This window comes from Microvenator marinus, assembly GCF_007993755.1.
GTDB lineage: Bacteria > Myxococcota_A > Bradymonadia > Bradymonadales > Bradymonadaceae > Allomicrovenator > Allomicrovenator marinus.
Genome location: NZ_CP042467.1, coordinates 4700582 through 4724853, shown reverse-complemented (window position 1 = coordinate 4724853; position 24272 = coordinate 4700582). Strand labels below are relative to the sequence as shown.

Annotated in this window: 19 protein-coding genes; 12 read left to right on the top strand and 7 right to left on the bottom strand. The window is 55.4% G+C overall.

What is annotated here, in order from left to right; translation table 11 throughout:
• Positions 1-9: 9 nt before the first annotated feature.
• Genes recD through FRD01_RS19370 form a run of 3 tightly spaced genes read right to left on the bottom strand, consistent with a single transcriptional unit; the run spans position 10 to position 8611 of the window.
• Positions 10-2004, bottom strand: coding sequence for an exodeoxyribonuclease V subunit alpha (gene recD, locus FRD01_RS19380; protein ID WP_146962589.1), 1995 nt, complete (start codon positions 2002-2004; stop codon positions 10-12).
• Positions 2001-5240, bottom strand: a complete 3240-nt coding sequence (locus FRD01_RS19375; RefSeq protein WP_146962588.1) for a UvrD-helicase domain-containing protein — start codon at positions 5238-5240, stop codon at positions 2001-2003. The genes recD and FRD01_RS19375 overlap by 4 nt, the downstream gene beginning before the upstream one ends.
• The gene (locus tag FRD01_RS19370) at positions 5237-8611 is read right to left on the bottom strand and encodes an exodeoxyribonuclease V subunit gamma (RefSeq protein ID WP_146962587.1); all 3375 of its coding nucleotides are present in this window, start codon (positions 8609-8611) and stop codon (positions 5237-5239) included. The genes FRD01_RS19375 and FRD01_RS19370 overlap by 4 nt, the downstream gene beginning before the upstream one ends.
• 168 nt (positions 8612-8779) lie before the next feature.
• Between FRD01_RS19370 and FRD01_RS19365 the strand changes: the two genes are divergently transcribed.
• Positions 8780-9439 (top strand): hypothetical protein, encoded by a 660-nt coding sequence (locus FRD01_RS19365; protein WP_146962586.1) that lies wholly within the window; start codon positions 8780-8782, stop codon positions 9437-9439.
• Between the two features lies 1 nt (position 9440).
• Here the strand turns inward: FRD01_RS19365 and FRD01_RS19360 are convergent, their stop codons facing one another.
• Genes FRD01_RS19360 through FRD01_RS19350 form a run of 3 tightly spaced genes read right to left on the bottom strand, consistent with a single transcriptional unit; the run spans position 9441 to position 12376 of the window.
• Positions 9441-9971, bottom strand: coding sequence for a hypothetical protein (locus tag FRD01_RS19360; protein WP_146962585.1), 531 nt, complete (start codon positions 9969-9971; stop codon positions 9441-9443).
• Positions 9972-10018: 47 nt separating this feature from the next.
• Positions 10019-11209, bottom strand: a complete 1191-nt coding sequence (locus tag FRD01_RS19355; protein ID WP_146962584.1) for a serine hydrolase — start codon at positions 11207-11209, stop codon at positions 10019-10021.
• A 3-nt stretch (positions 11210-11212) separates the two neighbouring features.
• Complete coding sequence (locus FRD01_RS19350; protein WP_146962583.1) at positions 11213-12376, bottom strand: LIC_10091 family protein; 1164 nt, start codon at positions 12374-12376, stop codon at positions 11213-11215.
• 166 nt (positions 12377-12542) lie between these two features.
• Between FRD01_RS19350 and FRD01_RS19345 the strand changes: the two genes are divergently transcribed.
• From FRD01_RS19345 to FRD01_RS19325, 5 genes are all read left to right on the top strand, one after another.
• On the top strand, positions 12543-13571 hold the full coding sequence (locus tag FRD01_RS19345) for a M42 family metallopeptidase (protein WP_146962582.1): 1029 nt from the start codon (positions 12543-12545) through the stop codon (positions 13569-13571).
• Entirely contained in the window at positions 13568-14737 is a 1170-nt protein-coding gene (locus FRD01_RS19340; protein WP_146962581.1) for a pyridoxal phosphate-dependent aminotransferase, read from the top strand. The genes FRD01_RS19345 and FRD01_RS19340 overlap by 4 nt, the downstream gene beginning before the upstream one ends.
• Before the next feature lie 3 nt (positions 14738-14740).
• On the top strand, positions 14741-15568 hold the full coding sequence (locus tag FRD01_RS19335; protein WP_146962580.1) for a hypothetical protein: 828 nt from the start codon (positions 14741-14743) through the stop codon (positions 15566-15568).
• The gene (locus tag FRD01_RS19330; RefSeq protein WP_146962579.1) at positions 15562-16815 is read left to right on the top strand and encodes an alpha/beta hydrolase family protein; all 1254 of its coding nucleotides are present in this window, start codon (positions 15562-15564) and stop codon (positions 16813-16815) included. Before FRD01_RS19335 ends, FRD01_RS19330 begins: the two co-directional genes overlap by 7 nt.
• 77 nt (positions 16816-16892) lie before the next feature.
• Positions 16893-17855, top strand: coding sequence for an ABC transporter ATP-binding protein (locus FRD01_RS19325; protein ID WP_249755758.1), 963 nt, complete (start codon positions 16893-16895; stop codon positions 17853-17855).
• Between the two features lie 4 nt (positions 17856-17859).
• On the opposite strand, the gene FRD01_RS19320 is transcribed toward FRD01_RS19325, so the two are convergent.
• Entirely contained in the window at positions 17860-19029 is a 1170-nt protein-coding gene (locus tag FRD01_RS19320; protein ID WP_146962577.1) for a rhomboid family intramembrane serine protease, read from the bottom strand.
• Between the two features lie 157 nt (positions 19030-19186).
• Between FRD01_RS19320 and gyrA the strand changes: the two genes are divergently transcribed.
• From gyrA to FRD01_RS19290, 6 genes are all read left to right on the top strand, one after another.
• Complete coding sequence (gene gyrA / locus FRD01_RS19315; protein ID WP_146962576.1) at positions 19187-21760, top strand: DNA gyrase subunit A; 2574 nt, start codon at positions 19187-19189, stop codon at positions 21758-21760.
• Between the two features lie 13 nt (positions 21761-21773).
• On the top strand, positions 21774-21992 hold the full coding sequence (locus tag FRD01_RS19310; RefSeq protein WP_146962575.1) for an AtpZ/AtpI family protein: 219 nt from the start codon (positions 21774-21776) through the stop codon (positions 21990-21992).
• Between the two features lie 74 nt (positions 21993-22066).
• Positions 22067-22456 (top strand): ATP synthase subunit I, encoded by a 390-nt coding sequence (locus FRD01_RS19305; protein WP_146962574.1) that lies wholly within the window; start codon positions 22067-22069, stop codon positions 22454-22456.
• A gap of 9 nt (positions 22457-22465) precedes the next feature.
• A complete protein-coding gene (gene atpB, locus FRD01_RS19300) occupies positions 22466-23248 on the top strand; it encodes a F0F1 ATP synthase subunit A (RefSeq protein WP_146962573.1) in 783 nt (260 codons plus the stop codon).
• A 94-nt stretch (positions 23249-23342) separates the two neighbouring features.
• Positions 23343-23690 (top strand): ATP synthase F0 subunit C, encoded by a 348-nt coding sequence (locus tag FRD01_RS19295; RefSeq protein WP_146962572.1) that lies wholly within the window; start codon positions 23343-23345, stop codon positions 23688-23690.
• A 59-nt stretch (positions 23691-23749) separates the two neighbouring features.
• The gene (locus FRD01_RS19290) at positions 23750-24229 is read left to right on the top strand and encodes a hypothetical protein (protein WP_146962571.1); all 480 of its coding nucleotides are present in this window, start codon (positions 23750-23752) and stop codon (positions 24227-24229) included.
• The last annotated feature ends 43 nt before the right edge of the window (positions 24230-24272 follow it).

Below are 24272 nucleotides of genomic sequence, written 5' to 3'. Positions count from 1 at the left end.
GCGAAAAATTCAACCAAGACTTCGCTCAACTCGTTCATGAATTCCGGACACACGCGCATTTGGGCGTGATGCAGCGAGCTCTACCAAAGGCCAGGGGCCAAAAAGCGCGACCGATGATTTTGCGCGGGTCACGCCCGTGTAGAGAATCTCACGAGTTAGCAAAGGGATGTCCGCGGGAGGCAAGATCACGGCGATCTTCTGATACTCCGAGCCCTGAGATTTATGGATGGTCATGGCATAAGAGAGCTCGATATTGTGGCGGATCAATCCAATATCCACGGTTCGGTATGTGCCGCTCGAATTCATGAACACCACGCGCTTCTTGGCGTGAGACTCCCCCGGTCGGAGCGTGTAAAGAACAATACCCTGGTCACCATTAAAGAGCCCGAGCGTATAGTCATTCTGCAACATCATTACCGGCTCACCTTCCCAAATCGTCGGCTGTTTCCAGAGGTCTTGAGTGAGGTTGTGCGCACGTCCGTAAGCCTGATGCATAAACTTATTTATGGCTTTGGCGCCCGATGAGTAAACCTGAGTGAGGCAGAGAATTCGGGACTTTGCATAATGCTCGAAGAGGTCGTGCACAAAAAGTTCTACGATCTGGGTAAAACCTTCATCGGTCTCCTGAAAGGTGGTTCTGTCCCTGTGTAATTGCGCTCGGCGTTTACTCAGATCGATATGCTCATCGTACCAGCGGTCTAAAAACGCATAGAGGTCTTGGCGCTGATAGACCGGGGAATCGGGTTGTGGGCTCGGGCAGAAATGGCGCACGCCCTGGAAAACCACGTCGAGCGTTTCCATCTGTTTTGGGGCCTCGAGTACCTCAGATTGGTTGATCCCAGCAGCCAACTTGAGGATTTCACGACCGCCCACGTCCGAGTCTTTGGCGCGTTGACTCGTCTCTAGTCTGGCCGCAGGAAGGCCCATCTCTTTCAGACTCACAAGGTCCCGAAACACCGCACCGGTATTGACCGAGGGTAGTTGGAAGGGGTCTCCGATGAGGATCAGGCGCGCTTCGGGCTCAATGGCGTCAAAGAGAGCATTCATGAGGTCGAGGTCGATCATCGATGCTTCGTCAATGATGACCACCCGCGCCTTGAGCCGATTGCGCGCGTTAAACCTAAATCCGCCCGAATAAGGTTTGGACCCCAAAAGCCTATGAATCGTGCTCGCCTCCTGAAGCTCCGAAACCAAGCGCCTGTCGGCTAGAGACTCGCTCAAGTGGATATCAGGCATACCCGCACGAATCGCCTCCATCATTCGGTTTGCAGCCTTACCGGTAGGTGCTGCGATTGCGATGCTCGATGCATCAAACCCAAGCCGTACCAGCACACGTAGCGCCGAGAGCACCACACCCGTAGTCTTCCCGGTGCCCGGTCCTCCAGAAACCACGGAGAAATTCGACATCACACAGGTCTTGATCGCGAGCACCTGTTCGTCGTTGAGGCGGAACGGTAGGGCCTCCTTGACCTCGTCGAAGGCGCGCTCAAAAGCGCCCGGGTCCACATCGTTTCGAACGCTCTTCAGCCTCTGGACGATACTGCTCACAAGACGCGATTCCCCTTGCCACGTCTGCTCAAGGTAGAGCTTTCCGCCCGACTCGATGACTGGCGAGAATCCCCCGGGAGCCGAAACCAGATTACCAAAACCACCCGATTTCAGACGGAGCTCAAGGCGGCGCCGCGTCCCATTTGCGCCATCGACCAGACCAACCCCCGCCGCTACCAGATTCTCCAGAATAGAGAGCGCGATAGACCCACCAATCTCCAAACACGTGCTTCCCTGCGACCGAGAAATGAGAAGAAGCGTAAGGAGTAGCACCGCGTCCTCGTGCAAACCGTGCGCGCGAAACTCCAGCGTCTCCACGGCGTGGTCAGCCATGTAGACGTGAGCTGGTTCGAGCTGCCATGCTTGAACGGCGATTCCAAGGGCCTCAAGGATCGACGGTGTCTCTTGGATTCGCGCGTCGTGGCGCGCTCTAAGGGTGCCTCCGGGATGCATCATCTCCAACCTCCTGCCAAGAGTTCCGCCCACGAATGTCTATCGGAGCCGGCGAGTTCAGCGTCCATTGTGCTCACCATCTCCCAGGTTGGACGCTCGTAGTAGACCCCTTCGTCGGCACGTTTCATACCGCGCACAAAGAAATAGTAGAACCCACCGAACTTTCGCTCAAAGTCCTCGGCATTGTTAATCCCCAACATCCGAGTAATCGCGAGCGTGTAGATGGTAGCCTGCGCCGGGTAGCTCTCACGCACTCGCCTCGCGAGTTTTCGGCGCGAATAATCACCGTGTTCAAGTACATCGGTCTTCCAGTCAGCGAAGTACATTCGCCCCTGATGCTCAAACAAGAGGTCTACGAATCCCTCGGCGAAGCCTTTGGTTTGGCGCCTCGACGCTCTTCCTTTTTCAGGGATGGGAAACACAAACCTGACTTCGCGCTTTACCCTTGAGGTATCCAAGCTAGAGAGAGGCGAAATCCAGCCGTCAAAACCATCGGCAACGTTGGCATGTAGCGTGCCCCAGAGCATCGCAATCACATCATCCCAGTAGGCCTCAACATCAAACCTGTATTTCTGCATGGTAGTCTCGACGAGTGCCTTTACTTTTGCGTCTTCAGACCATTGCTCAGCCGTGCTGCACGAGGCCGCGAACCTAAAATCTACAAACTCCAGGACCTCGTGAATCATAGAGCCAGCCTTGGTTCCACCCGGCAGGTGGTTGGGCTCAATAAATCCCCATGCATCCGGGTCTTGGACTTCTTCTTCTTCGATCTCCTCCGACTCATCCACCACCTTGAGCTCGGACGTGTCGGCCGTATGATTCGCCTTCAGCTTCGAGTAAGAGGCCATCTGCAGAACCCGTTTTTTAAGTTCCAAGACGTCATTATCGCTCATGCCCGCAGTGGCGAGCGTGGAGGTATGTGGGGGCTCCCAGGACTGCAGTGTTTTGACGAAGTCTGCCGCCTTAGGAATGGCCACCTCCTCAGCATCTGCTGGCCTGAACTCAAAGCAAATCGCGTCGGGAGTTTGGCGAAGTACGTGTTCGACAACCTGCTTATAAAACGCGCCTTTCTTGGCGATATCGGGAAGGTAGAGTTTGGAAATTGCACGGGTCAGCGCCACGTAATATAGCCGCTCGTTTTCGTCTTGGTCATAGGCTTCTTTGTCTCGATCAAAGGCCGAGTTCTTGGCCAGGAACATGCCCGTCTCTCCGTCTTCGCGCTTAAAGCGCTTCCAGCCGGTATGCCCACCACCGCTGCCTTCGTCGTAAACAAAGACCACGTGCGCCTGCAGGCCCTTGCTCGCGTGAATCGTCATGATTTGCACGGCGCTTTGATCGGTCTCAAGCCGTTGTAGATTCACGTCCTGATCGGGGTCCTCCATATTCCCTTCAACGCGTCTTTTCATCCAGGTGGCGAGGTCGGAAATCTCGTATTCGCGCCGTCCTGCCTCTTGAGCGATGAGCTCAAAGAGGTGTTCGTAATTGGTCAGGCTGCGCTCAGAAGAGTCCAAAAGCACGAGCCTACGAATCAGTCCGCTGGTCCTCAGAATCTGGTCGAAGAGGATGGTGTAGAGGCGTTTTCGCGCCAAGATTTGCCACTGGTCCAAAAGCGCCTGATGCCATCCGCCTTCCACAGAATCCACCGATTGCACCTTGTGCAACGCCACGCCAAAAAACGGAGTAATGAGCGCGTGACGGCGTAGAGACCTAGACCTCGGGTCAGCAATGGCGGCGAGCAAGGACGCGATATCTCGCGCCTCGTGGGTCTGAAAAAGGCCCTCTTGCCGGTAGAACGCGAATGGCACGCCGCGTGCTCGAAGCGACTCAGCGATCGCCACACCGTCTTTGCCTCGTCGCGCCAGAACGTAGATATCCGACGGCTTGAGCCTTCTGGTCTTTTCGCCGTCACTCACCACAAGCCCCTCAGGACCGAGAATCCGCGCGATCTCGGCCGCGAACGACTCGCGCATAGCCTGCTTCGGATCTAGGGCGCTCTTGGGGCTCTGAAGAAGCGTGATGGCGGGCTCTCTTCCAGCCGAATTGGTGACGGTGAGCCTTGGTCGCGCACAACTCACGGGTTCGGGATAGGTACTCGGGTCCGAAAAATAGCCCTCGAAGATCTTGTTGTACGCGTCGATCATCTCCTTTGTGGACCTGTAGTTCTGGCTCAGACGGACGGGTTTTCTCTCACCGAGCAGCTCCTCGCAGGCCTTCCGGTAGATTTGAACGTCGGCCCCTCGAAACCCGTAGATCGACTGTTTGGGGTCCCCAATCAGGTACACAACGTGCCGCCCAGTTCCGGCGAAAACGGTCCGGAAAATCCGCCATTGCACGGGGTCCGTGTCCTGGAATTCATCGATGAGCGCGTAGCGATAGGCGTTTTGCATGGCGTCTTTGAGCGGATTCGGGCTCGGGCGGCGAACCACCTCATCGAGCACGCTCAACATATCGTCATACGTGTAGAGCCCTTGCGATGCCTTGATGCGTTTGATGACGTCTTTGACGACCGGCGAAAAGACCTGAACCACGGCCGTTTTGACGAGGTTGAGGAACTCGGAATCCGAATCTCCGGACTCCAAACGCCTCAGAAGCCCTTGTAGACCAGCCTCATCAAAACGCGGAGCTACCGGCGCGTTCGACTCATGCACTTGTTTCAACGTGCTCATGAGCTCTTCGTCAGGACTTGTATGGGCGGGACACGCCTTGTACCAGGCCTCAAGCCAAACTCGGTTCGACGGCTCGACGGAAAAATGCTCTCGCATCAATTCGCCATAGGCGCGCTCAAAGACCTCTTCAGCATCGACGAGCACACCGTTGAAGAGCTGTCTGGTCTCAAACGCGTATCGGCGAAGCCAGTTCTGAGCGAAGGTGTGAATGGTGGAAATCTGAGCGCGGTCAAAGGCGTGCAAGGCCTCTTGCATCCGGTGCACCTCTTGGGTTCCGATCTCCCAATAGTGCTCCTCTTGGCCACGCACACGCGTCTGGCTAGTGGTCGGGTCCACGAGCTTTAAGAGGAGTTCCCGGATGCGCTTCTTCATGTCAGCGGCAGCGCGCCTCGTGAAAGTCACCACCAGGATTTCTTCAACCTTGGCGCCGCGCTCAAGGATCAAGCTGACGTAGAGATGCTCAAGCGTATAGGTCTTCCCGGTCCCTGCGGAGGCCTCGATCACTGTGTGTTCATCGAGCGAAACGCTTCGGGGGCCCGGCACTAGAATTTCGGGTTTGCGATAATATCTCATTGGTCACCCTGCCTTCTCGATAAAGCCTCATTCAGATGATTCAGGGCAGCAAAATAGCGCTGCGCTCGGCCGTGTAAATCCGAAGGCGGACCGTAGGGACGGTAGTCCTTGATGGGGCCGTAAGTGTAAGTGTTGCGCGAGTAGATGTCGTTCTTATCGTCTTCCAAGAGCTTAGAAAACGGCTTTGGATTTCGCTTTTGATCGGCCCATTTTTCAACGACCTCAAGCGGCATCATGTAGCCTTCTTCCGGCTCGACAAGGTCGCGAAGGATGTTCAGGAGTATCTCCATCGCCTCGGAACTGCTTAGCGGCGTAAACTGATAGGTTTGGTTTTTCTCCGCGAGCTGCACGAATGCGGTACGGTGTGTACCGCAAAACTCCGGCATCGCAGAGAGAACTACATGGGCCACATAGGCGTCCATCGCGTACTTGATCTTAGAACTTGAGGCGGTCGCAAACTGCAAGAATCGGGCGCCATCCAAAGGCGGAAGCACTCCAAAAATCTCAATTTCCAGATCTTTTTGCAGTGGAATAGGCGGGAACTCAATCCGCGTCTGTCCGTCAGAAACCTCCTCGTTGATGCTGTAGATTACCGGTGGCTGCATTGGCCCAACTCCAGACTCCCAGCCCTCGAGCACACTCTGAATTCTCGGCAGGTCCATGTCTCGAAATACCCCAGTAGGAAGCTCGCCCAAAACCTCTGCCTTGAAGTCCTTGACTTGAGCAAAACGCTGAGCCACCCCACCCTGCCCTACTCGGCCCGCCACCATCTCTTGGATAAAGAAATCACGCATCAAAACGGTATATCCCCAAACGGCATTACCAAAGGACTCACGATCCTGGAGCACCGGGTCATCGTCGTCGATAAAGCCTAGATGGTGCTTGGCAATTCCTTGCAGCGGTGAGAGCAAAAACGCCTTAATTCGCGAGAGTGACACGCGGACACGTTTGACCTTTCGACGTGGCTCCTCGTGCGCAATCTGGGCGCGTGAGGTGTGCAGACCGATCTTACGATTCAACCAGAAGAGCGTGTTGATTTCTCCGTCACCGAGGGCTCGCGTGAGCTGCCACACGGGCGGCATCACTTGCGCCTTCGACACAAAATGCGCGTGCAAATCGGCGTGGAGCCTCGCGAGCACGGCCTCACGATAGGCCTCTGGATGATGGTTCTGACCCAAACTTTTGTTGCCGGAAAAATAGCCGCATTCCACGTTAAATCTGCGCAGCGGATGGTCCTCGACCACCACATCAAAACGATTGGTGCGCATGATATGCTCGAGTTCAGAGACCACTGACGCGGGCTCGAGCTCATCACCGGTTGTGGCGTCCTTGGAAACCCAGGAGAGGGTCAAGGACTTTCGCGCGGCTAGTATCAGGTGCAGAAATGCGAGCCTGTCTCTCAGATTCGGAGTCACGTCATGAGGCTTCGGTTCACGCTCGCGAAGGTCGAGCGGCTCCGGCAAAAACGAGGAAGGAAACTCTCCCTCGCCGAGCCCCAGCACGAAGATATGCTGGAAGCTGATCCCTTGAATGGTGGATGGCTCCGCGACGCACACGGCATCGAGCGCGAGTCTTCCTGCGCGAGTTTGTACGCGCTCCAGGGCTGCCAGCGCCATCAACGTAGCGCTACGATAGCCAATCTTGGACTCATTGACGTCTTGTTCACCGAGCCTCGCGAGCACCATACCCACAAGCGTGAGCTCGCCGCGCTCGGACTGGTAGGTGTCCATATCGGCACGGTCCGCGCCGACGTAAATCTCTACAAACTCCAGCAGAAGTTGGCTCCACTGCTTAAGCGAGAGTTTCTTCTCGCTGAGCCAAAGCGCGTCGTTAATGAGTGAGCGCGCAAAGAGATTAAACGCAGATGCTGCACCGATTCCAGACTGGTCCACTTCTTCGGGCAAATAGTCGCCGCGATCGGCCTCGAAGAGTTCATCAGTGGTCGCGCGCAAGAAGCTTCCGAGCGCAAGGCGCCTCAGCCCCTGGTCCCAGTTGTAGATATCCTTCTGAATATAGGTCCCAGCGTGCGCCTCATGTGAATGACCGTGGAATATCCCCGTCTTCTCGCACCAGGTCAGCCATGCTTCGGCATTAGCATCCGGGCACTGAATCTGGATGTTTGGGTGCAACAAACACCCAAGAACCTGCGAGCGTGAAAACTCCCCGAGCGGGAGCTCAAAGAGTGCTTGAATGGCGCCGAAAATCCGGCTTTGTTCGTGGGTTCGGCGCCCGGCGACGCTGAATCTAAGGTCGTGAAAGGAGCGGAAAACGGTCTCAATCTGAGCCAGGTACTCGGCACTTTTTTGACCCGCGATCACCACTGCAAAGTCTGAGAGAAAGAGACTTTGGTCCTTGCTCAAGCGTGTCCAAATCGCGTTCGCAACCACCTCGACTTCACGCTTAATCCCGGTAGTCTTGGCCAATATCACACCTTCAGGCGCGAGGCTCGACGCGTAGAACTCCTCTCCACGGATCAACGCCTGCAGGGCACTCAAACTATCCGATTCAATCGGCGGAGACCCTTCAAACGGAGCCATGGTATCCGCGAGTTTATGAAGAGCACTCATGGTCACAGCGACCTTCGGGCCCCAGTAGTGGAGTGCCTTGTCGTCCGAGCCTGATTCGGGGTCAGGCAAAAGACAGAAGTAGTGGACATCAGATAGCCGTTTCAAACGCTCTAAGAACGCGTGATACGAGGCGCTCAGGTGCGGAAACCCAAAGAAATAGAGCCTCTTTGGAAGCACCTTCCTAAGGGCATCATCGGAGAGCAAAGCGAGGCCATTGAAGAGAAAGACGTATCGCTTTGAGTGGGCCTCGATCGCCTGCTCATGGTCGAAAATCCGACGCCAGATGGCGCGCTGCCACCTCTCGGTTTCATCGTCGTAGAGCAATCGCCCCTCGGACCAGGCCTCTAATAACTCCGGGCGAGACCACGCGTAGTCGGTGAAGAGCCCGGCGACCTTGGAAGAGAGTTGGAACGCTCGCGTCTCTCGCGCGATGTCTAGGCCATCAAGCTCCGCAGGCTCAACGTACATGCGAGGGTCTCGAGCCTCCGGACTCTCCAAAAAGTCCTGGTCATTGAGCACCGAGAGCACCAAACTCTGGAGCATATCTGAGTTCAAGACTCTCAGGCGTTCGTCGGCTTTCTCCAAAAGTTTGGTCAAATAGGATTCGAGCCGTGAAAACGTAACATTGGCCGCAATCTGGGAGCGCGAATGGCGTGCGAGCCCCAACTCCAGGAACCCACCGAGGGTTTGATTTGGAGTCAGGACATGAACGTCTTCAAAGACGTCTACTCGCGATGCGTCAATCTCATAGGCCAACTCGCGAACGAGAACCTCCGCATCAGGCCACGCATATAATTTGAACATTTGACTCTCCGGTGTCCCCACCTTATACCCCTGACTCGAGCTGCCGTCAGGATCAAAATGCTACAATCCGAGACATCGGCACGATACGTGCCCGACTTGCCAAACTCGTGAATTTATCGGGCCTGAGCGTCGTCAAAGGGCCGACGAGTTTTTTGGAAAAAGGGAAACATGACACTCATCATCGCGATATTTCTAGGAATCATCTGCGCGCCTGCGTTCTACTTTGTCCTGATGGGGTTGGTTGGGTCCTACAACAATCAGATCGCCACCCGCTTTGGCGTCTTTGCACATAGTGGTCTGACCTACCTCGCCATCGCAAACCTGGCCGTCTCGTTTTTGGCTTTTGTGCTTGTGACTGGGATGATCTTTGTAAACAAACCACTTGAGTACGCAATTGCGGCGGCGATTTGTGGAATCGGCGCCGGGGCAATGCTGCTCTGGGGTGGCAAGACCAATCGAAACCTCGGAGGCCCCTTCGTCCATGCGTTTGGTCACCTTCACCTCTATCAAAAACGCGATAAATGGACGTCAGCGGAGTCATTAAAACGTGCCCGCAAACAGGCGGTTCAATCCCACAACACGCTAGATCAAATGGACCCCGCGATGGCCGCGACCCTCTTCAGTATTCTCTTCGCGATTATGCAGGGTGTGGGAGTAGGCGTGGCACTAGACTACTCCCAAGTCGTAGGCGAATGGGGTAGCACCGCCCTCTTTCTTTTCATCGTGTATATCGGACTTTCGGCCCTACTCTACGCAGGCGCTTCCATGATGGAGCAGGAATACGTGATCGCCGAGCACCGCAAAGAGTTCCAGAACCCGGACGCCTAGGCTAGCTCCTGTCGACGTTCGCCTCGTACGTGATCTTCTTTCCACCTTCACACGTAAGCGCACCCTTTAAGTCTGCCTTCAAAGTCTTTGCATTTTCGTCGTGGAACTTCACCTTGCTCGTCTGGCCTTTACCCGCTTGGCACTTGGTTCCATCGGCCAAAGTCAAAGTCATCATGACCATGGGCGGGTCTGCGCGATTGACAATTGTGGCTTGAATTTGATGGTCTGCTTTGGCCTTCTTGTCAGGAGTCATATCGGCGCCTACCAGTGTCGTGGCCCCAGCGACACTCGTCGCCGTGAGAATACTCCCCTCTAACTTGCCACTCAGATCCCCGTTGTAGCTCACCTTCCATTTTGGCCCCTTATTCTTCAGGACATCTTCCACACCCTTTTTGATGTCTTGCTTGATTTCCTTCTCTGAAGGAACGCCCATCTTTTCGGCCGCGGTTTTAGCGGTGTCTTCAGCACTTTCATTGGACTTGTCGCAAGACACACCAAGCAATAGAGCCATAAAAATCACAATAAACTTCATCAAATCCTCCTCTCAATAATCTGCCTCATTCATAGACGATGAACACATTACGTGCACGTAATATGTTCTAAATAGGCGGAAACCTCGCGACCGAGCGCCTCAAAGAAGGGGAACGAGATGGTGTCGTACTCGTACTGGTCGTCGTTGAGCCGGCCGTCCTCGTTGACGTAGATCGCTGCGCTCACGAAGAGCACGGGGCATTGACCAAGAGGCCGGCGAGGGTCGGAGAGTGCGGCGTTCTCGACGTGAAATCCGAGGGCCCGACCAGCCTTGTTGGTATAGCGAAGGCGCGCTTCCGAAAGCCCCGGCGTCAGCGGCTTAAAGCGCGTCAGTGAGCTCTCAGGCGCGCGGCTCATCGTCTCCAAAAGGAAGTTTCGGCTTGCGAGAGAGAGGCCCGGAAACTCGCCAAAAATCAGGGTTCGGTGAAGCTTTTGGTGGTCTCGCAAATCGAAGGCATTTTTCACGCTGAAATCCATCGGTTCGACCTTCAACTCATTGCTCAGTGGGTCCAAATAGGATTCCCCGATCAAAGTATTCACAGACTTTTCAACAGTGAGAGCTTTACCCTCACGGCGCGGCAAAAGGGGCTCAAAGGCACATGGCCCACCGCGACAAATCTCAATGGCCGGCACGATTCGTTCCTCGTCGAGCGTTCGTTTGGAGAACATGCGGTGGAGCAGGCGAAGTGATGAAAAGCCCTGGCTCCAGAAATATTGGTGGATTCGGTCTGGTCCTGCGAACTCGTAGAGCCGGTTGAAGGCGAGGTTACTGGAGATGATCTGAGTGTCCTCGACGAGCTTCCTGAGCGATGTTTCTGCCGGTTCTGAATCTTGGAAGCGGAGCGGCTCGTCGAGCCCCACGCCAAGTTCTTCGGCCAACCTCAGAGCCTCGAGGCTCGCCACGGTTTTAATCGCGCTCGCCGGGTAAAAATACTCTTCGTCGGCTCGGTAGATCCACTGCGAGAGACACCCTTCCGGGGTCTGAAACGAGACGAGGATTTGTACCCGAAATTTGCCAGGATTTTGGAGCACCGACGCTGGAAGAATCCGAGCAAGGCTGCCGTCGAGGTCGATAACGGGAACTTCAGACGCACAATCGTCGGTCTTCTTTGGTGGTTCTTTTTGTGAGGTCGTGTCCTCGAACTGGACTTGTATTTCTGGGGCCGGCTCGGATCTGGGTTCAGGCGTTTGGCAGCCTGCGAGCAGAACCAACCCGGCGATGAAAGTCCTGAAATTCACCGACTACTCCGGAGCGATTTCGGGCGGAGTCTTGGAGGGTCTAGGCGTTCGCTTAAGTTCGGACACGCCCAGAATTTCTGGGTCATTGGTGCGCCAACCCACGAGAAGTCTGGAGGCGTTTTTCACACGATGAACTTTCATCCATTCGGCAAAGTTCTGGGCGTTTTGCACGTTGTAATGGTAGCGCCCGCCTTCGGGGTACCCGAGTTTCTCCCAAGGCCTGGTCCTCAGGATCAGCGCTTTCTCGTCAAAGGGTTGGTCAATGATATTGCGCCTAAACTGCGGCGTGAAATCAAAGTACTGCTCGGCATTCGAGAGGTAGACGAGGCCCAGCGAGAGTTGGTGATCCTTCAAGACTTTAGCAATTTGCTTCATGGTCTTGTCGGCCGTGAGGTCGCCGCGATAGGCGAAAACACGATTATTGAGCCAGAGATTTCGGATGAAATCGTACTGCTCTTGGTCGGTCAAAAACGTATCAACTTTACGCTCCCGATATTCGCGGACCACAAGGCGCAGCCGGCCCAACACGGATTTACGCGAAATCTTTAGAGACTTCTGGAGAGCCTTCGCGCGCTCTTCCGGAAAATCCTCGGCAATCCATCCTGCAATCTTCTCTTCCTCGGTCCACGTCTTGAGAAAGTCTATGGGATTTTCAACGCGCCTGAAGATCGACCCGTAGATGTCGTGAACGTTTCGAATCTGCTCGTCAAAGTCGAACATCAGGAGAATCGGCGACTTGGACCACGCGGCGATCAGGTAGTTCTGGTCGGTGCCGACGCCAAGATAGATACCACGGTGCTCATCCACAAAAGGCTTGTAGAGATAGTGATGGTTTTCGTTGGAAACCCAGTAGTGGGCGTCGAGGACGAGCGCTTCTGGGAATGGGTCGAGCTCAACCTCGGCAAAGGCATTCTTGAGAGATTCGGGAAGCTGGACGGCTGGATTCAGAGCCTCAGCCACCTGCGCTTCAGTCCACGCGGGCTCCGGCTCTGGCACGGCTTCTGGCTCCGGCTCAGCAACTTCTTCGATCACTTCGGGCGTCTTTTCTGCCACGACCGGCTGCGGAGCTGGCGGCGAGCTCACCACTTCTTCGGATTTGGGGGTCGACCCATTTTTCTGAGCACATGCCATCAAAGACATGGCAATCAGCAAGATCACGATGCGCATCCCGGGCTCCTTCAACGTCCATCAGGGTGTGCTGACTCTCCTACCCGACGAAAGGTTTTTTGACCAGAGTCCCTGCCATGATTTAAGAGAGCGGTGTAAAGCGGTTGACTTGACGAAAGCCTCTTAGTTTCGCAAGCTGCGGCACTTCTATTTAGGCGGTACCAAAATGAAGATACTCAAAGCACTCTCAGAACTCCCCGGCGCCCCAGGTCGCGAAGAACGCGTTCGCGACTATATCAAGGAATTGGTGGCACCCCACGTGGACGAAATGCACACAGACGCGCTGGGCAACTTGATTTGCCTCAAGCGTGGAAGTGCCAAAAAGCCACGCAAGGTGATGGTCGCCTGCCATATGGACGAGATCGCGTTCTACGTTCGGAGTGTGGACGAGAAAGGGTTCATCCGCGTGCACCATGTGGGCGGGTTCGACACGCGCAACCTTTTTGCGCGACGCGTGAGGATCCAGCCTAGAAAAGGCGAGGATATCTTTGGGAATCTGAACCCTTCGGGGCGCCCGATTCACGTGGCTACGCCGGAAGAGCGCAATAAGATTCCGACCACGAACGAGTTCTTCATCGACACCGGCCTTGAGCCCGAAGAAGTCAAAAAGCGCGTGCGCGCTGGCGATCCGGTCACTCTGGTTCAAGATTTCGTAGAGTTCGGCGATCTGGTTTCCGGCAAATGCATGGACAACCGCGCGGCGTGTTGGGTTGGCATCGATACCCTCAAACGCCTCAAGAAGAACCATGACGATGTTTACGTGGTCTTTACGGTTCAAGAGGAGATCGGCGTTCGCGGCGCGATCACGAGCTCCTACGCCATCGACCCAGATATCGGCATCGCCATCGACGTGACGCTCGCCGTGGATACGCCTGGCGTGAGCGAAGATGAGCAGATTACGAAGCTTGGAAAAGGTGTGGCCATCAAAGTGATGGATGCCTATTCGATCAGTGATAATGAGCTCGTCGAGACCTTTATCGAGATCGCGGAGAAGAGCAAAATCCCGCATCAGATGGAGCTTTTGCCTATGGGCGGCACCGATGCTGGAGCACTTCAACGCGCACGTGGCGGCTCAAAAGCCATCACGTTGAGCATCCCGACTCGTTACATCCACACGGTAACTGAAACGCTTCATAAGAAGGACCTGAAGGCCACCTCGGACCTCTTGGTCAAGTACCTCGAGACAAAACCATGACCGAGCGCACCTGGAGATCTTCACGCACCTCGAACCTGGCGCAGTCGTATATCCGCAAAATGACGCGTGAGTGCGACCGCGTGGGCGGCATCAATCTTGGACAGGGCGTATGCGATTTACCTACGCCAACCGAGATCTTGGAGGCCGCTGCCTCGACCATTCGTGCGGACAAGATGAGCACCTATGGGAAGTTTGAGGGGATCGATCCGTTGCGCGAAGCCATCTCGAAGAAGGCCACTGAGTTCAACAAGATCCCGAACGTGGACGCGAACTCGGAGATCGTGGTCACGATTGGAGCCACTGGCGCCTTGAACTGCATTGTTCAAGCCATCTTTAATCCGGGCGACGAAGTCATCATCTTCCAGCCCTATTACGGCTACCACTTGAACACGATGCTCGTGGGTGGACTGGTTCCGAAGTTTGTGGAGCTCACGCCGCCAGAATGGGAGCTTAGCCGCGAGGCCCTGGAAGCCGTAGTCACGGACAAGACCCGCGCCATCATCTTTAGCTCGCCGACCAACCCATCTGGCAAGGTCTACACGCGTGATGAGCTCAAGCTTATCGGCGATTTTTGCAAGGACCACGACCTCCTAGCCATCACGGACGAGATCTATGAGCATATCGTTTCGGAAGGTCACGAACACGTCTCGCTAGCTAGCCTTCCCGGAATGAAAGAGCGCACGCTCACGATTTCAGGGTTTTCCAAAACGTTTTCGATCACCGGGTGGCGGCTTGGTTACGTGATTGCACCTGCACATTTGGCGGAGCCCATCGGCCTAGTGAACGACCTCTTTTACGTCTGTGCGCCTACGCCACTTCAGTACGGAGTCGCGGTGGGACTGGCTGAGATTCCGGCCTCTTATTACGTGGAGATGGCCGCAGATTATCAGAAGAAACGAGACCTCTTCTGCGACGCGCTCAAAGACGCCGGCCTTACGCCACACGTTCCAGACGGGGCCTACTACGTCTTGGCCGACATCACTCGCCTCGGCTTTGATGACGACCGCGAAGCTGCCATGCATATTTTGGAGACAGTGGGCGTGGCTTCGGTTCCGGGAAGTTCATTCTTCACGTCCAAGACCGGCAAGGGCCTGACCCGCTTCTGCTACGCCAAAGACTGGAAAACGCTCGAGGACGCCTGCGTGAGAATCCGGCGCCTGGAGTAGTCCGTGGAGATATCCGTCCTCTTATTCATTGGGATCTTTTGGGCGATGGGCGCTTGGTACTTCTACGGAAAGCATCGGCCCAAAACCAACGACCCTGCGCTCATCGTGCCTAACGCCGACGAACTGGTGGTTAAGACGATCACGAGCGTAAAGAAAGTAGACGATTACCTCGGCTATCCTCACGCCCAAATCAGTTTTGAAGACGAGACGGAGTCGTTGGCGATGGCGCCGTCTGAGATTTTGGAAAAGGTGCTCCCGTGGAGTTTTGAAGCCAAATGGGCTTACGATGCGCCGCTTGGAAGCTCCAAAGCCGCCTTGGAAACCTACCTGAGTGTGCATACCGACGCAGTTTTTCACGAAGACGACGAAGACTGGCAGTGGATCAAAGATGGGCACCATTTCAGCCTGGCCGTTGAAGACGACTGGCTACTCTTCACGATGTCAGACTTTGCAGAGATTCCCGACGAAGAGCCGACCTTGAGCTTTTCGGCATACGATGAAGACGAGTACGAGTACGACTCGGACAATGATTTCTGCGTTGAGGGCCCTGTACTACCGAATTCTAGACGACTCTGGATAGAGCCAGAATTGCTCGAGCGCGAGGAAGCCGACTCGTGGCTCGCCTCCTATCCTCCCGAGCTTCTGCAACGGATTGCGAACTACTGCTATTATGGCGACGGCGAGGTTATAGTGACCAAGTCTACGGTCATCGGCGACTTTGCGGTAGGCTACTGGGACGCGTTGCTGCTCGAGGACGTGATCCACGAAACCCAAGAGATTGCGCGACGGGTCAAAGGACTCTCACCGCTTCAGAGAGATGACCTATGGTAAGATACTCCCCAATTTTCCTTGCCCTGCTCTTCCTCGGTGCGTGCGGTGACGACTCTACGACTACGCCTCCGGACACCGCTGATATGGCTGTGGACCAGGCGCCAGACGCCGAGCCGGATCTTGGGTTTGACGCGGATATGGGCGCCGATTTGCCCGAGGAGATGGGCGAGTTCGTGCCTGAAGAGCGGACGATCTTTGAACAAGGGCCTTATAGGATTGGCTACAAGATCTACACCACGGTCTACGATGCCGTAGGCCAGACTGACCGCGAAATCCCCATCAAGGTCTGGTATCCGAGCATCGACAAAGAAGGAGAAGCGCCGCGATACGCGAGAATCTTGCTTCGCAAAGAAGTGATGCTCGACGCGGAGCCCTACCTCTTGGAGGAAGCTCCGGTGTTGGTTTTCTCACACGGAAATTCAAGCTTTTCGGAGCAGTCCTATTTCATGTCCGAGTATTTCGCGAGTCATGGTTGGATCGTGATCGCGCCTGACCACACGGGCAACACGTTCAGGGACACTCAGGGTGGTATCTCGTTTGAGTCCGGTGCGTGGCGTCCGCAAGATATCACGGCCATGCTCGATCATTTTGAGGGGCTCGACGACGATCCCATCGCGAGCAAGATGTCCGATGATATCGTGATGACCGGGCATTCGTTTGGAGGCTTTACGACTCTGGCCAATGCCGGCTCCGGCTTTGATGTGGACGGCGCGCTGGAAGTTTGTGAGGCCCCTGGCGCACCTAGCGCATGCCAGATTTTGAGCTCCGAAGACGTGGTCAATAAGTTGAGGGAGGGGTTTCTGGACTCGCGCATCAAAGTGGCGATCCCCCAGACTCCTGGCGGATTCCTGCTCTTCCAACAAGGAATCTCTGAGATCGATATCCCTACCCTTTTGATGACCGCAGCCATGGACAACACCTTGCCAGATGAGGAAGAGGGCGCCCCTATTTGGGAGGCGATGGGTCCGAAGTCCATGCGACTCGACCTCGTAGCTGGTGGCCACTTCACCTACTCCAATATGTGCACGGTGCTCCCGTTCATACCCGAGGTGCAAAGCGACGGATGTGGCGAAGAGTTCATTGATATTGAAGTCGCGTTCGAGATCATCAATGCCTACAGCATGGCCTTTGCGCGGTTCCATCTTTTTGGGGACCAAGAGCACCTAGACCTCCTGAACGGTGAAGACGCGCGGTGGGCTGAGCATCTCACTCTTGATTACAAGTCTGAAGCGCTCACGGCACAATGACCCAAAACCCTGAATCAATTGCGGTGGAGACACGGAACGCGTCAGTCAACTACGGCAAAGTATGTGCCGTAGAGTCGGTGAGTTTGGAGATCGCTCGAGGCGAAATCCATGTTCTGCTCGGGCGTTCGGGCTCAGGGAAAACCACGCTATTACGGGCGATTGGCGGCTTTGAGCCACTTCGCCAGGGGGAGGTTCGGGTCAAGTCTAGAGTTGTTGACGCAGCGACTCGGGCGAGCTGGATTCCGCCGGAAAAACGGCAGATTGGGTTTGTGTTTCAGGACTATGCGCTCTTCCCTCACCTCTCGGTGATCGAGAATATCGCTTACGGCGCGCCCGGGACCAAACCTGAGAAGAAAACCGCGGCGTCGGAATGGCTAACGCGTGTTCGCCTGCAGTCCCACGGAGACAAACGCCCTGCGGACCTAAGCGGCGGGGAGCAACAGCGAGTTGCCGTGGCGCGCGCGCTTGCCCAGGGCACAGATATCTTGCTTTTCGACGAGCCTTTTTCAAATCTCGACGCGCACCTGAGAAAGCGGGTTCGGCTCGAAACCCTGAATTTGATCCGCGAGAACAACGCCACGGCCATCTTTGTCACTCACGATTTTGAGGAGGCGTTCGCCATCGCGGACCGCATCAGCGTTCTACACGATGCGCGTCTAGAACAAACGGGTACACCTCAAGAAATCTACGAGACGCCGGCCTCGATTCACGTAGCGCGCCTTTGCGGGCAGGCATCATTCCTCCCGGTGATTGCCGTAGCGGCCGACACGGCCCAAACGGCGCTCGGCGAGGTCAAGATTCGCGGTGCTGCGCTAGAAGGTGGCCTTGTAGTCATCAGGCCTGAGGACCTCAAGGCTATTGCAGCTTCGAGGCCCCAACATCGAATACTTAGCCGGCGCTATCTAGGGTCCTCAGAGGAGTTCGAGGTTGAGGCGGGAGACGCTCAAGTCTTGGTGAGACAGGCCCCCGGGCAAATTCCTGTAGACGCCACCCATGTTGAGCTTGCCTACACAGGGCCGTTTGCCTGCGTGAAGGCTTGAGGCCTTAGTGTTTGTACCATTCGGTATCGTGCAGGAGGAATCCACTTAGAACTCCGACGATGAACCCGCCAAGATGCGCCATCCACGCCACGTACGCGCCTCCGGTCCACCAGCCGAGCGCGTTTAGTAATACCCAAAAGCCAAGGTAAATGACGACCGGGACTCGCCAGCGGATAAAGAAGAAGACCAACCACATCTTTACGCGCGGGAAGAAGAGCAGATACGCCCCCATCAGGCCCGCAATCGCGCCCGAGGCGCCGACCACCGGAATTGAAGGGTCTGCCTGAAATGCCACCTGGAAGAGCGCGCCGCCGATTCCCGCCGTGAAGAAGAGCGCGAGCATCCCAAGCGGGCCGATACGGTCCTCCACGTTATCGCCAAAGACCCAGAGAAAGTAGAGATTTCCAAGCAGATGAATCACGTTGCCGTGGAAGAACATATGCGTGAATACGCCCCAGAGATGGTCACCTTGGCGCACTAAATCCGGTGCGAGCCCGACTAGCTTAAAAAAGGCCAACATGCCTTCGTCGCTGAGCTCCAGGTAGTCCACGAAGTAGAACTGTGCCACCCACATGATCAGAAGCACGAAGACCAGCACATAGGTCATAAAAGGCGGCTGCCTTGGCGGATTATAGACCTCCACGGGGAGACCAGTGAAAATCTGGAAAAGGTAGGAGCCAATCCCGCCTGGTTCCATGGTGTCTTGCGAGGCGAGCACTTGCTCCTCGTGCAACTTGTTTCGCATGTATTGGCGCGAGGCGCGCGGCCCTGATTCCGGGTCGTGATAGAGACTTACGCGCGAGTTCTTCTCAAGCCCACCTGCCCTGTTAGCGTGCTCAACGATCCGCACGAGTTTGTCGCCCTCGCCTTCATCGAGCCAGAGCGAGCCACAGCCGTCACAATGGTCGATGACCACCGATTGCCCGGCGAAGGGGACCTGAAAGCCAGACATCATGCCGTTGCAATTGCCGCAAACCAGCGGCTGGCCGATGGTGCGATGGCCGAGTTGCTTCATCCACAACTTGGGTTCGGCCCATTGCCCCACTGCTCTTGCAATCTGTTCGGGTCCGATGAGCGATCCCATACATCGATGGCAATGATCCACTCCGGTCATATGGTCGTGCAGAAGTGGGTAGGTGCAACGTGGGCAACTCTTGCCTTCCTGATGGTACATATCGCCTCAAAAGCTAACTTAGATGCCAAAAATGTGGGTTAGTCTGAGGCTTGGGTCAAGCCCAATAGCTTGAAGCCAGAAAGTGTGACTAGATGGGCGTTGCGCCCTCGGCGTGTCCCGAGTAGACTCCCGCGTCCACTTTAATGGCGTACTTTGTATGACTGAATCTCCAAACATTATTCCAATCAATATCGAAGACGAAATTCGTCACTCGTACCTCGACTACGCGATGAGCGTGATCATCGGGCGCGCCCTGCCGGACGTCCGAGACGGGCTCAAGCCGGTACACCGCCGCATCCTCTTCGCGATGCACGAGCTGGGTAACCGCTGGAACGCCTCATATAAGAAGTCTGCCCGTGTGGTCGGTGACGTGATTGGTAAGTACCACCCGCACGGTGATAGCGCCGTGTACGACGCCCTGGTGCGTATGGCGCAGGATTTCAACATGCGCCTTCCGTTGGTGGATGGGCAGGGTAACTTCGGCTCCGTGGACGGCGATAAGGCCGCTGCCATGCGATATACCGAAGCCCGTATGGCGCGCGCCGCCCAGGAATTCCTCAACGATATTGAGAAGAACACCATCGAATGGGGCCCGAACTACGACGAATCGCTCAAAGAGCCGCTCGTCCTGCCCACCAAAATCCCGAACCTTCTGGTCAACGGCTCGTCCGGTATCGCCGTGGGTATGTCTACGAACATCCCTCCGCATAACCTCGGTGAGGTGGTGCGCGCGACTCTGGCACTGATTGAAAACCCAGATATGGGCGTGGATGAGTTGATGCAGATTATGCCTGGCCCAGACTTCCCGACCGGCGGCATCATTTATGGCGCAACTGGAATCCGAGAAGCTTACGAGACCGGGCGCGGCATCATCCGCGTGCGGGCGAGAGCCGATGTGGAAGAGGACGAGCGTTCTGGCAAGTCCAGCATCATCGTGACCGAGCTTCCGTATCAGGTGAATAAGGCCAAACTCCTTGAGCGCATCGCGGAACTTGTTCGCGACAAGAAGCTAGAGGGCGTGACCGACCTTCGCGATGAGTCAGACCGTGACGGTATGCGCATGGTGGTGGAATTGCGCCGCGACGTGATGCCCGAGGTTATGCTAAATAACCTCTTCAAGATGACGGCGATGCAGTCCTCGTTCGGTATCATCAATTTGGCGATCGTCCACGGACAGCCAAAGATTATGCCGGTGACCGAGATCCTCAACCACTTCGTGGACTTCCGGCGCGACGTGGTGACTCGGCGTACGATTTATGAGCTTCAACAGGCTGAGGCCCGCGCTCATATTCTAGAAGGCCTGAAGATCGCGCTCGACCATCTCGACGAGGTCATTGCCCTGATTCGCGCGAGTCCTGACGGTGAGGCCGCAAAGACTGGCCTTATGGATACGTTCGGCCTCAGTGACCGACAAGCTCAAGCCATTCTGGATATGCGCCTTCAGCGCCTGACCGGCCTTGAGCGAGACAAGATTCTTCAAGAACTCGCCGAAATCCGGCTCGAGATCGAGCGGCTCAAGGGCATTCTCGCTGATGAAGGCAAGCTTATGGCTGTCATCAAAGAGGAGCTCGAATCGGTTCTGGCGCAATACGAGACCCCACGTCTTACGCAGATCATCGCTTCGGCGGGTGATTTGAGCATGGCCGACCTCATCGCAGAGGAAGCCATGGTCGTGACCGTGACTCACCAAGGCTACGTCAAGCGTACAGCGGTGACGGAGTACCGGGCGCAAAAGCGCGGCGGTAAAGGCCGGCGCGGCATGGCCACCAAAGACGAGGACTTTGTTCAGGATCTCTTCGTGGCCTCCACACACACAGATGTGTTGATGTTCACGTCGATCGGTAAGGTCTACAAGCGCACCGTTTGGGAGCTTCCTGCCGGGTCGCCGACCACGAAAGGCAAGCCTATCGTTCAGCTCTTGAATCTCACGGCCGAAGAGAAGCTTACCGCAATCGTGCCGATTGAAGACTTCGAAGAAGGAAAGTTCATCCTCAGCGCCACGCGTAACGGTATCATCAAGAAGACCGAGTTGATGGCGTACAAGAACGTCCACTCGGGCGGCATCATTGCTCTCGGACTCAAAGATGGTGATGAGCTCATCACCTGCCGACTCGTGGACGAAGGCGACCACGTGGTGCTTGTGTCCAAGGAAGGCCAGTCCATCCGATTCCAAGAGGACGAAACACGTCCGATGGGCCGCGGAGCCTCCGGCGTCTTCGGTATGCGTTTCCGTGAGAACGACGAACTCATCGCTATGGAAATCATCCCCAAAGGTACGCCAGACGAAGGCTCACTCAAGCTTCTGACGGTGACCAAGAAGGGTTATGGAAAGCGCACCGAGCTCGGCGAATACCCGATCCAAGGGCGCGGCGGCAAAGGCGTGATTACCATCAAGACCACGGAGCGCAATGGCGACGTGGTTAGCGCTTGCCTTCTCGATGAGGGTGACCAAATTATCGTCATCACGGACCACGGGCAATTGATCCGTACAAACGCACGCGAGATTTCGGTCTACAGCCGAAACACACAGGGCGTTCGGATCATGAATATCGAAGGCGATGAGAAGATCGTCAGCGTAGCCCGCGTCAAAGAAGAGGATATCGATGACGAGGACGAGGTCACAGCCGTTCCGGAAGGTCAAGTTCCTCCAGAGATTGAAGCCGAAGAACCCGTAGAAGAAACAGATGCCGAACCCGGTGCGGAAGAGAATATTTCTTCCGAAGAGGAGTAGATGAGAGAAGCCGTTGCGTGAAGAGAAACGATCTGGACTAGTAAAGCTTGGCGTCCTGAGTGCGCTTGGCTTTGAATTCGTAGCTTTCACACTCATCGGTGTATTTCTAGGTCAGTGGCTCGACGCGAGGTTCGATATCGAACCCTGGGGGCTGCTCGGATCGCTTCTCCTCGCGATGATAGCCGCCGGAGTCCATGTGGCGGCTATCGCAAAACGTTTTATCCTCGAATAATCCTCGGTCCTCAAACGCTTGAATCCCTCGATCCAACGTGTTAGGAAGCCGCCAACTCTGACGGAGTGCCCACGATGGCTCGCCTCGAAATCACCTTTGTAAAAAACCTGGTATTAAAGACCCTCGTCGTTGGGGCGGTTTTTTCTCTGGGTCTGGGTGTGTTCGTCGGCTGGTGGATGGCGCTCTCAACCGCATTCGGCGGGCTTGTCGCGGCAGCCAACCTCAAGGTGGTGGAGTTCGTAACACGCCGGATGATGGAGGCCGCAGAGAACGGTCATGCTCAGTCGACCTTTTGGTCGATCATTCTAGTGCTAAAGATGCTTGTACTTTTTGGCACAATCTTTTACCTGATTGTCCGCTTGGAACTCGACGCTATTGGCGTGGTTGTGGGTTTCAGCGCTTTTTTGCCAGCAATTGTGTGGCAAGTACTTGTTTCGAAAGACGAATCGTCAACGCAGGATTAAGGCGTTCCTATGGCTGATTATACTTTCTTAGATTTGGTTCCAGGCTATTACGAGAGCGAAGCCGCTCTTGTAGAGTCCATGAAGATCGGTGGACCTCTTTTGAACAAGAGCTCACAGATCGGCTTGACTCATATTGTCTGGAGTTGCCTTGCCTTTGTGATCATTATCGGTGTGGCCCTCGCCGTTCGTGGTAAATTCACGAATCGCGAGACAGCGCTCGTCCCCGAAGGCAAATTCTCATTACGCAACTTTGTAGAAGTCTTGTTCGGAGCGGTGCTCGGGATGATGACGGATATGATGGGCGAGAAAAAAGCCAAAGAGTTCTTTCCGCTGATCGCGAGCCTTTGCGTTTGGATCTTCGTATCGAACTTCATGGGACTTGTGCCTGGTCTTGCGCCTCCCACGTCGAACCTGAACACCAGCTTGGCACCAGCCATCATGGTATTCATCGTTTATAACGTGGCTGGCATCCGTGAGCACGGGATCGTCAACTACCTCAAACACTTCATGGGTCCTGTGATTTGGATCGCACCTCTGATGATCGTCATCGAGCTCGTGGGACACGCCTTTCGCCCCATCAGTCTTGGCGTTCGTTTGACCGGTAATATGACGGGTGACCACATGGTTCTCGGGTCATTCGGTGACCTTGCGTACAGTATTTTCTCGGTACCTGCCTTGCTTCCAATCCCGTTTTTGGCGCTTGGAACCATGGTTTGTACCATTCAAACACTAGTGTTTTGCTTGCTTTCCACCGTGTACATCGCGTTGGCAGTAGAGCATTCGGATCATTAATTAACCTTTTTGGCGAAATTAGCCTTGTTTACCCCTCCCGGGTGCGTTATGAAGCGCGCGTTTTTGGGAGACCTCGATTTAGGAGATCGTTCACATGAAAAAGCTTGTTGCAGTTTTGAGCTCGTTTGGCCTCGTCGCCCTCTTTAGCGTTTCGGCTTTCGCACAAGGTGCAGCCGCAGCAGACAACGTCTACTCGATGTTTGCGATGTTCGCTCTTGGTGCTGGTTTCGCAATCGGTGTTGCCGCTATCGGTGGCGCCCTTGCTCAAGGTCGTGCAGCTGCTGCCGCCCTTGAAGGAATCGCCCGTAACCCAGGCGCTTCACAGAAGCTCTTCACCCCTCTGATTCTCGGCCTGGCTCTTATCGAGTCACTCGTCATCTACGCATTCGTTATCGCGATTCTTATCGTGAACCGAATCGACATGACGATGCTTGCTCAGTAAGACCTACTGAATTCAGGTTTGATTAGAGCCGGTCGCAATAGCGATCGGCTTTTTTTGTTATGAGCCACAGAATCCGACCAACTCAAGGGGTAGACCGAGACGCCCTAGACGTACCTTCGCTAGTAGAGGCTTCGGAGGCTCCTTCGGACATTGCCCTAACGCTCGAACAGGACCGAATCGTCTCGACCCTTCAAGGCCGGTGGGTCGACGAAACCGTTGAACGTACGCACCACGGGTGGTCAATCGTATCCGGCGAGGGGCCCACGCTAAGACTCACCGACCTGAGGATTGCACGGGGTTCTACGATTGAAGACGTGACACCACTCTTGAGAGCGGCCCAACTTTGGGCGTGTGAACATGCAGGGCAATGGGTTGTGGCGCGCCTTTCGCGCACCATGACGTTCGATGAGCTTGAACTCGCACAAAATGCGGCGATTGGTGCTTCCGATGCGTGGCTATTTTGGGCCACGGGGTTTGTACATCTCTATGATCCGGTCTCAGAAGTGGTAGAGTTTGCGTGGCGCAATCCCGCATGGTGAGATTTCTTGGAGAAATGCAGACCTTCCACTATGCTGCTTCGAA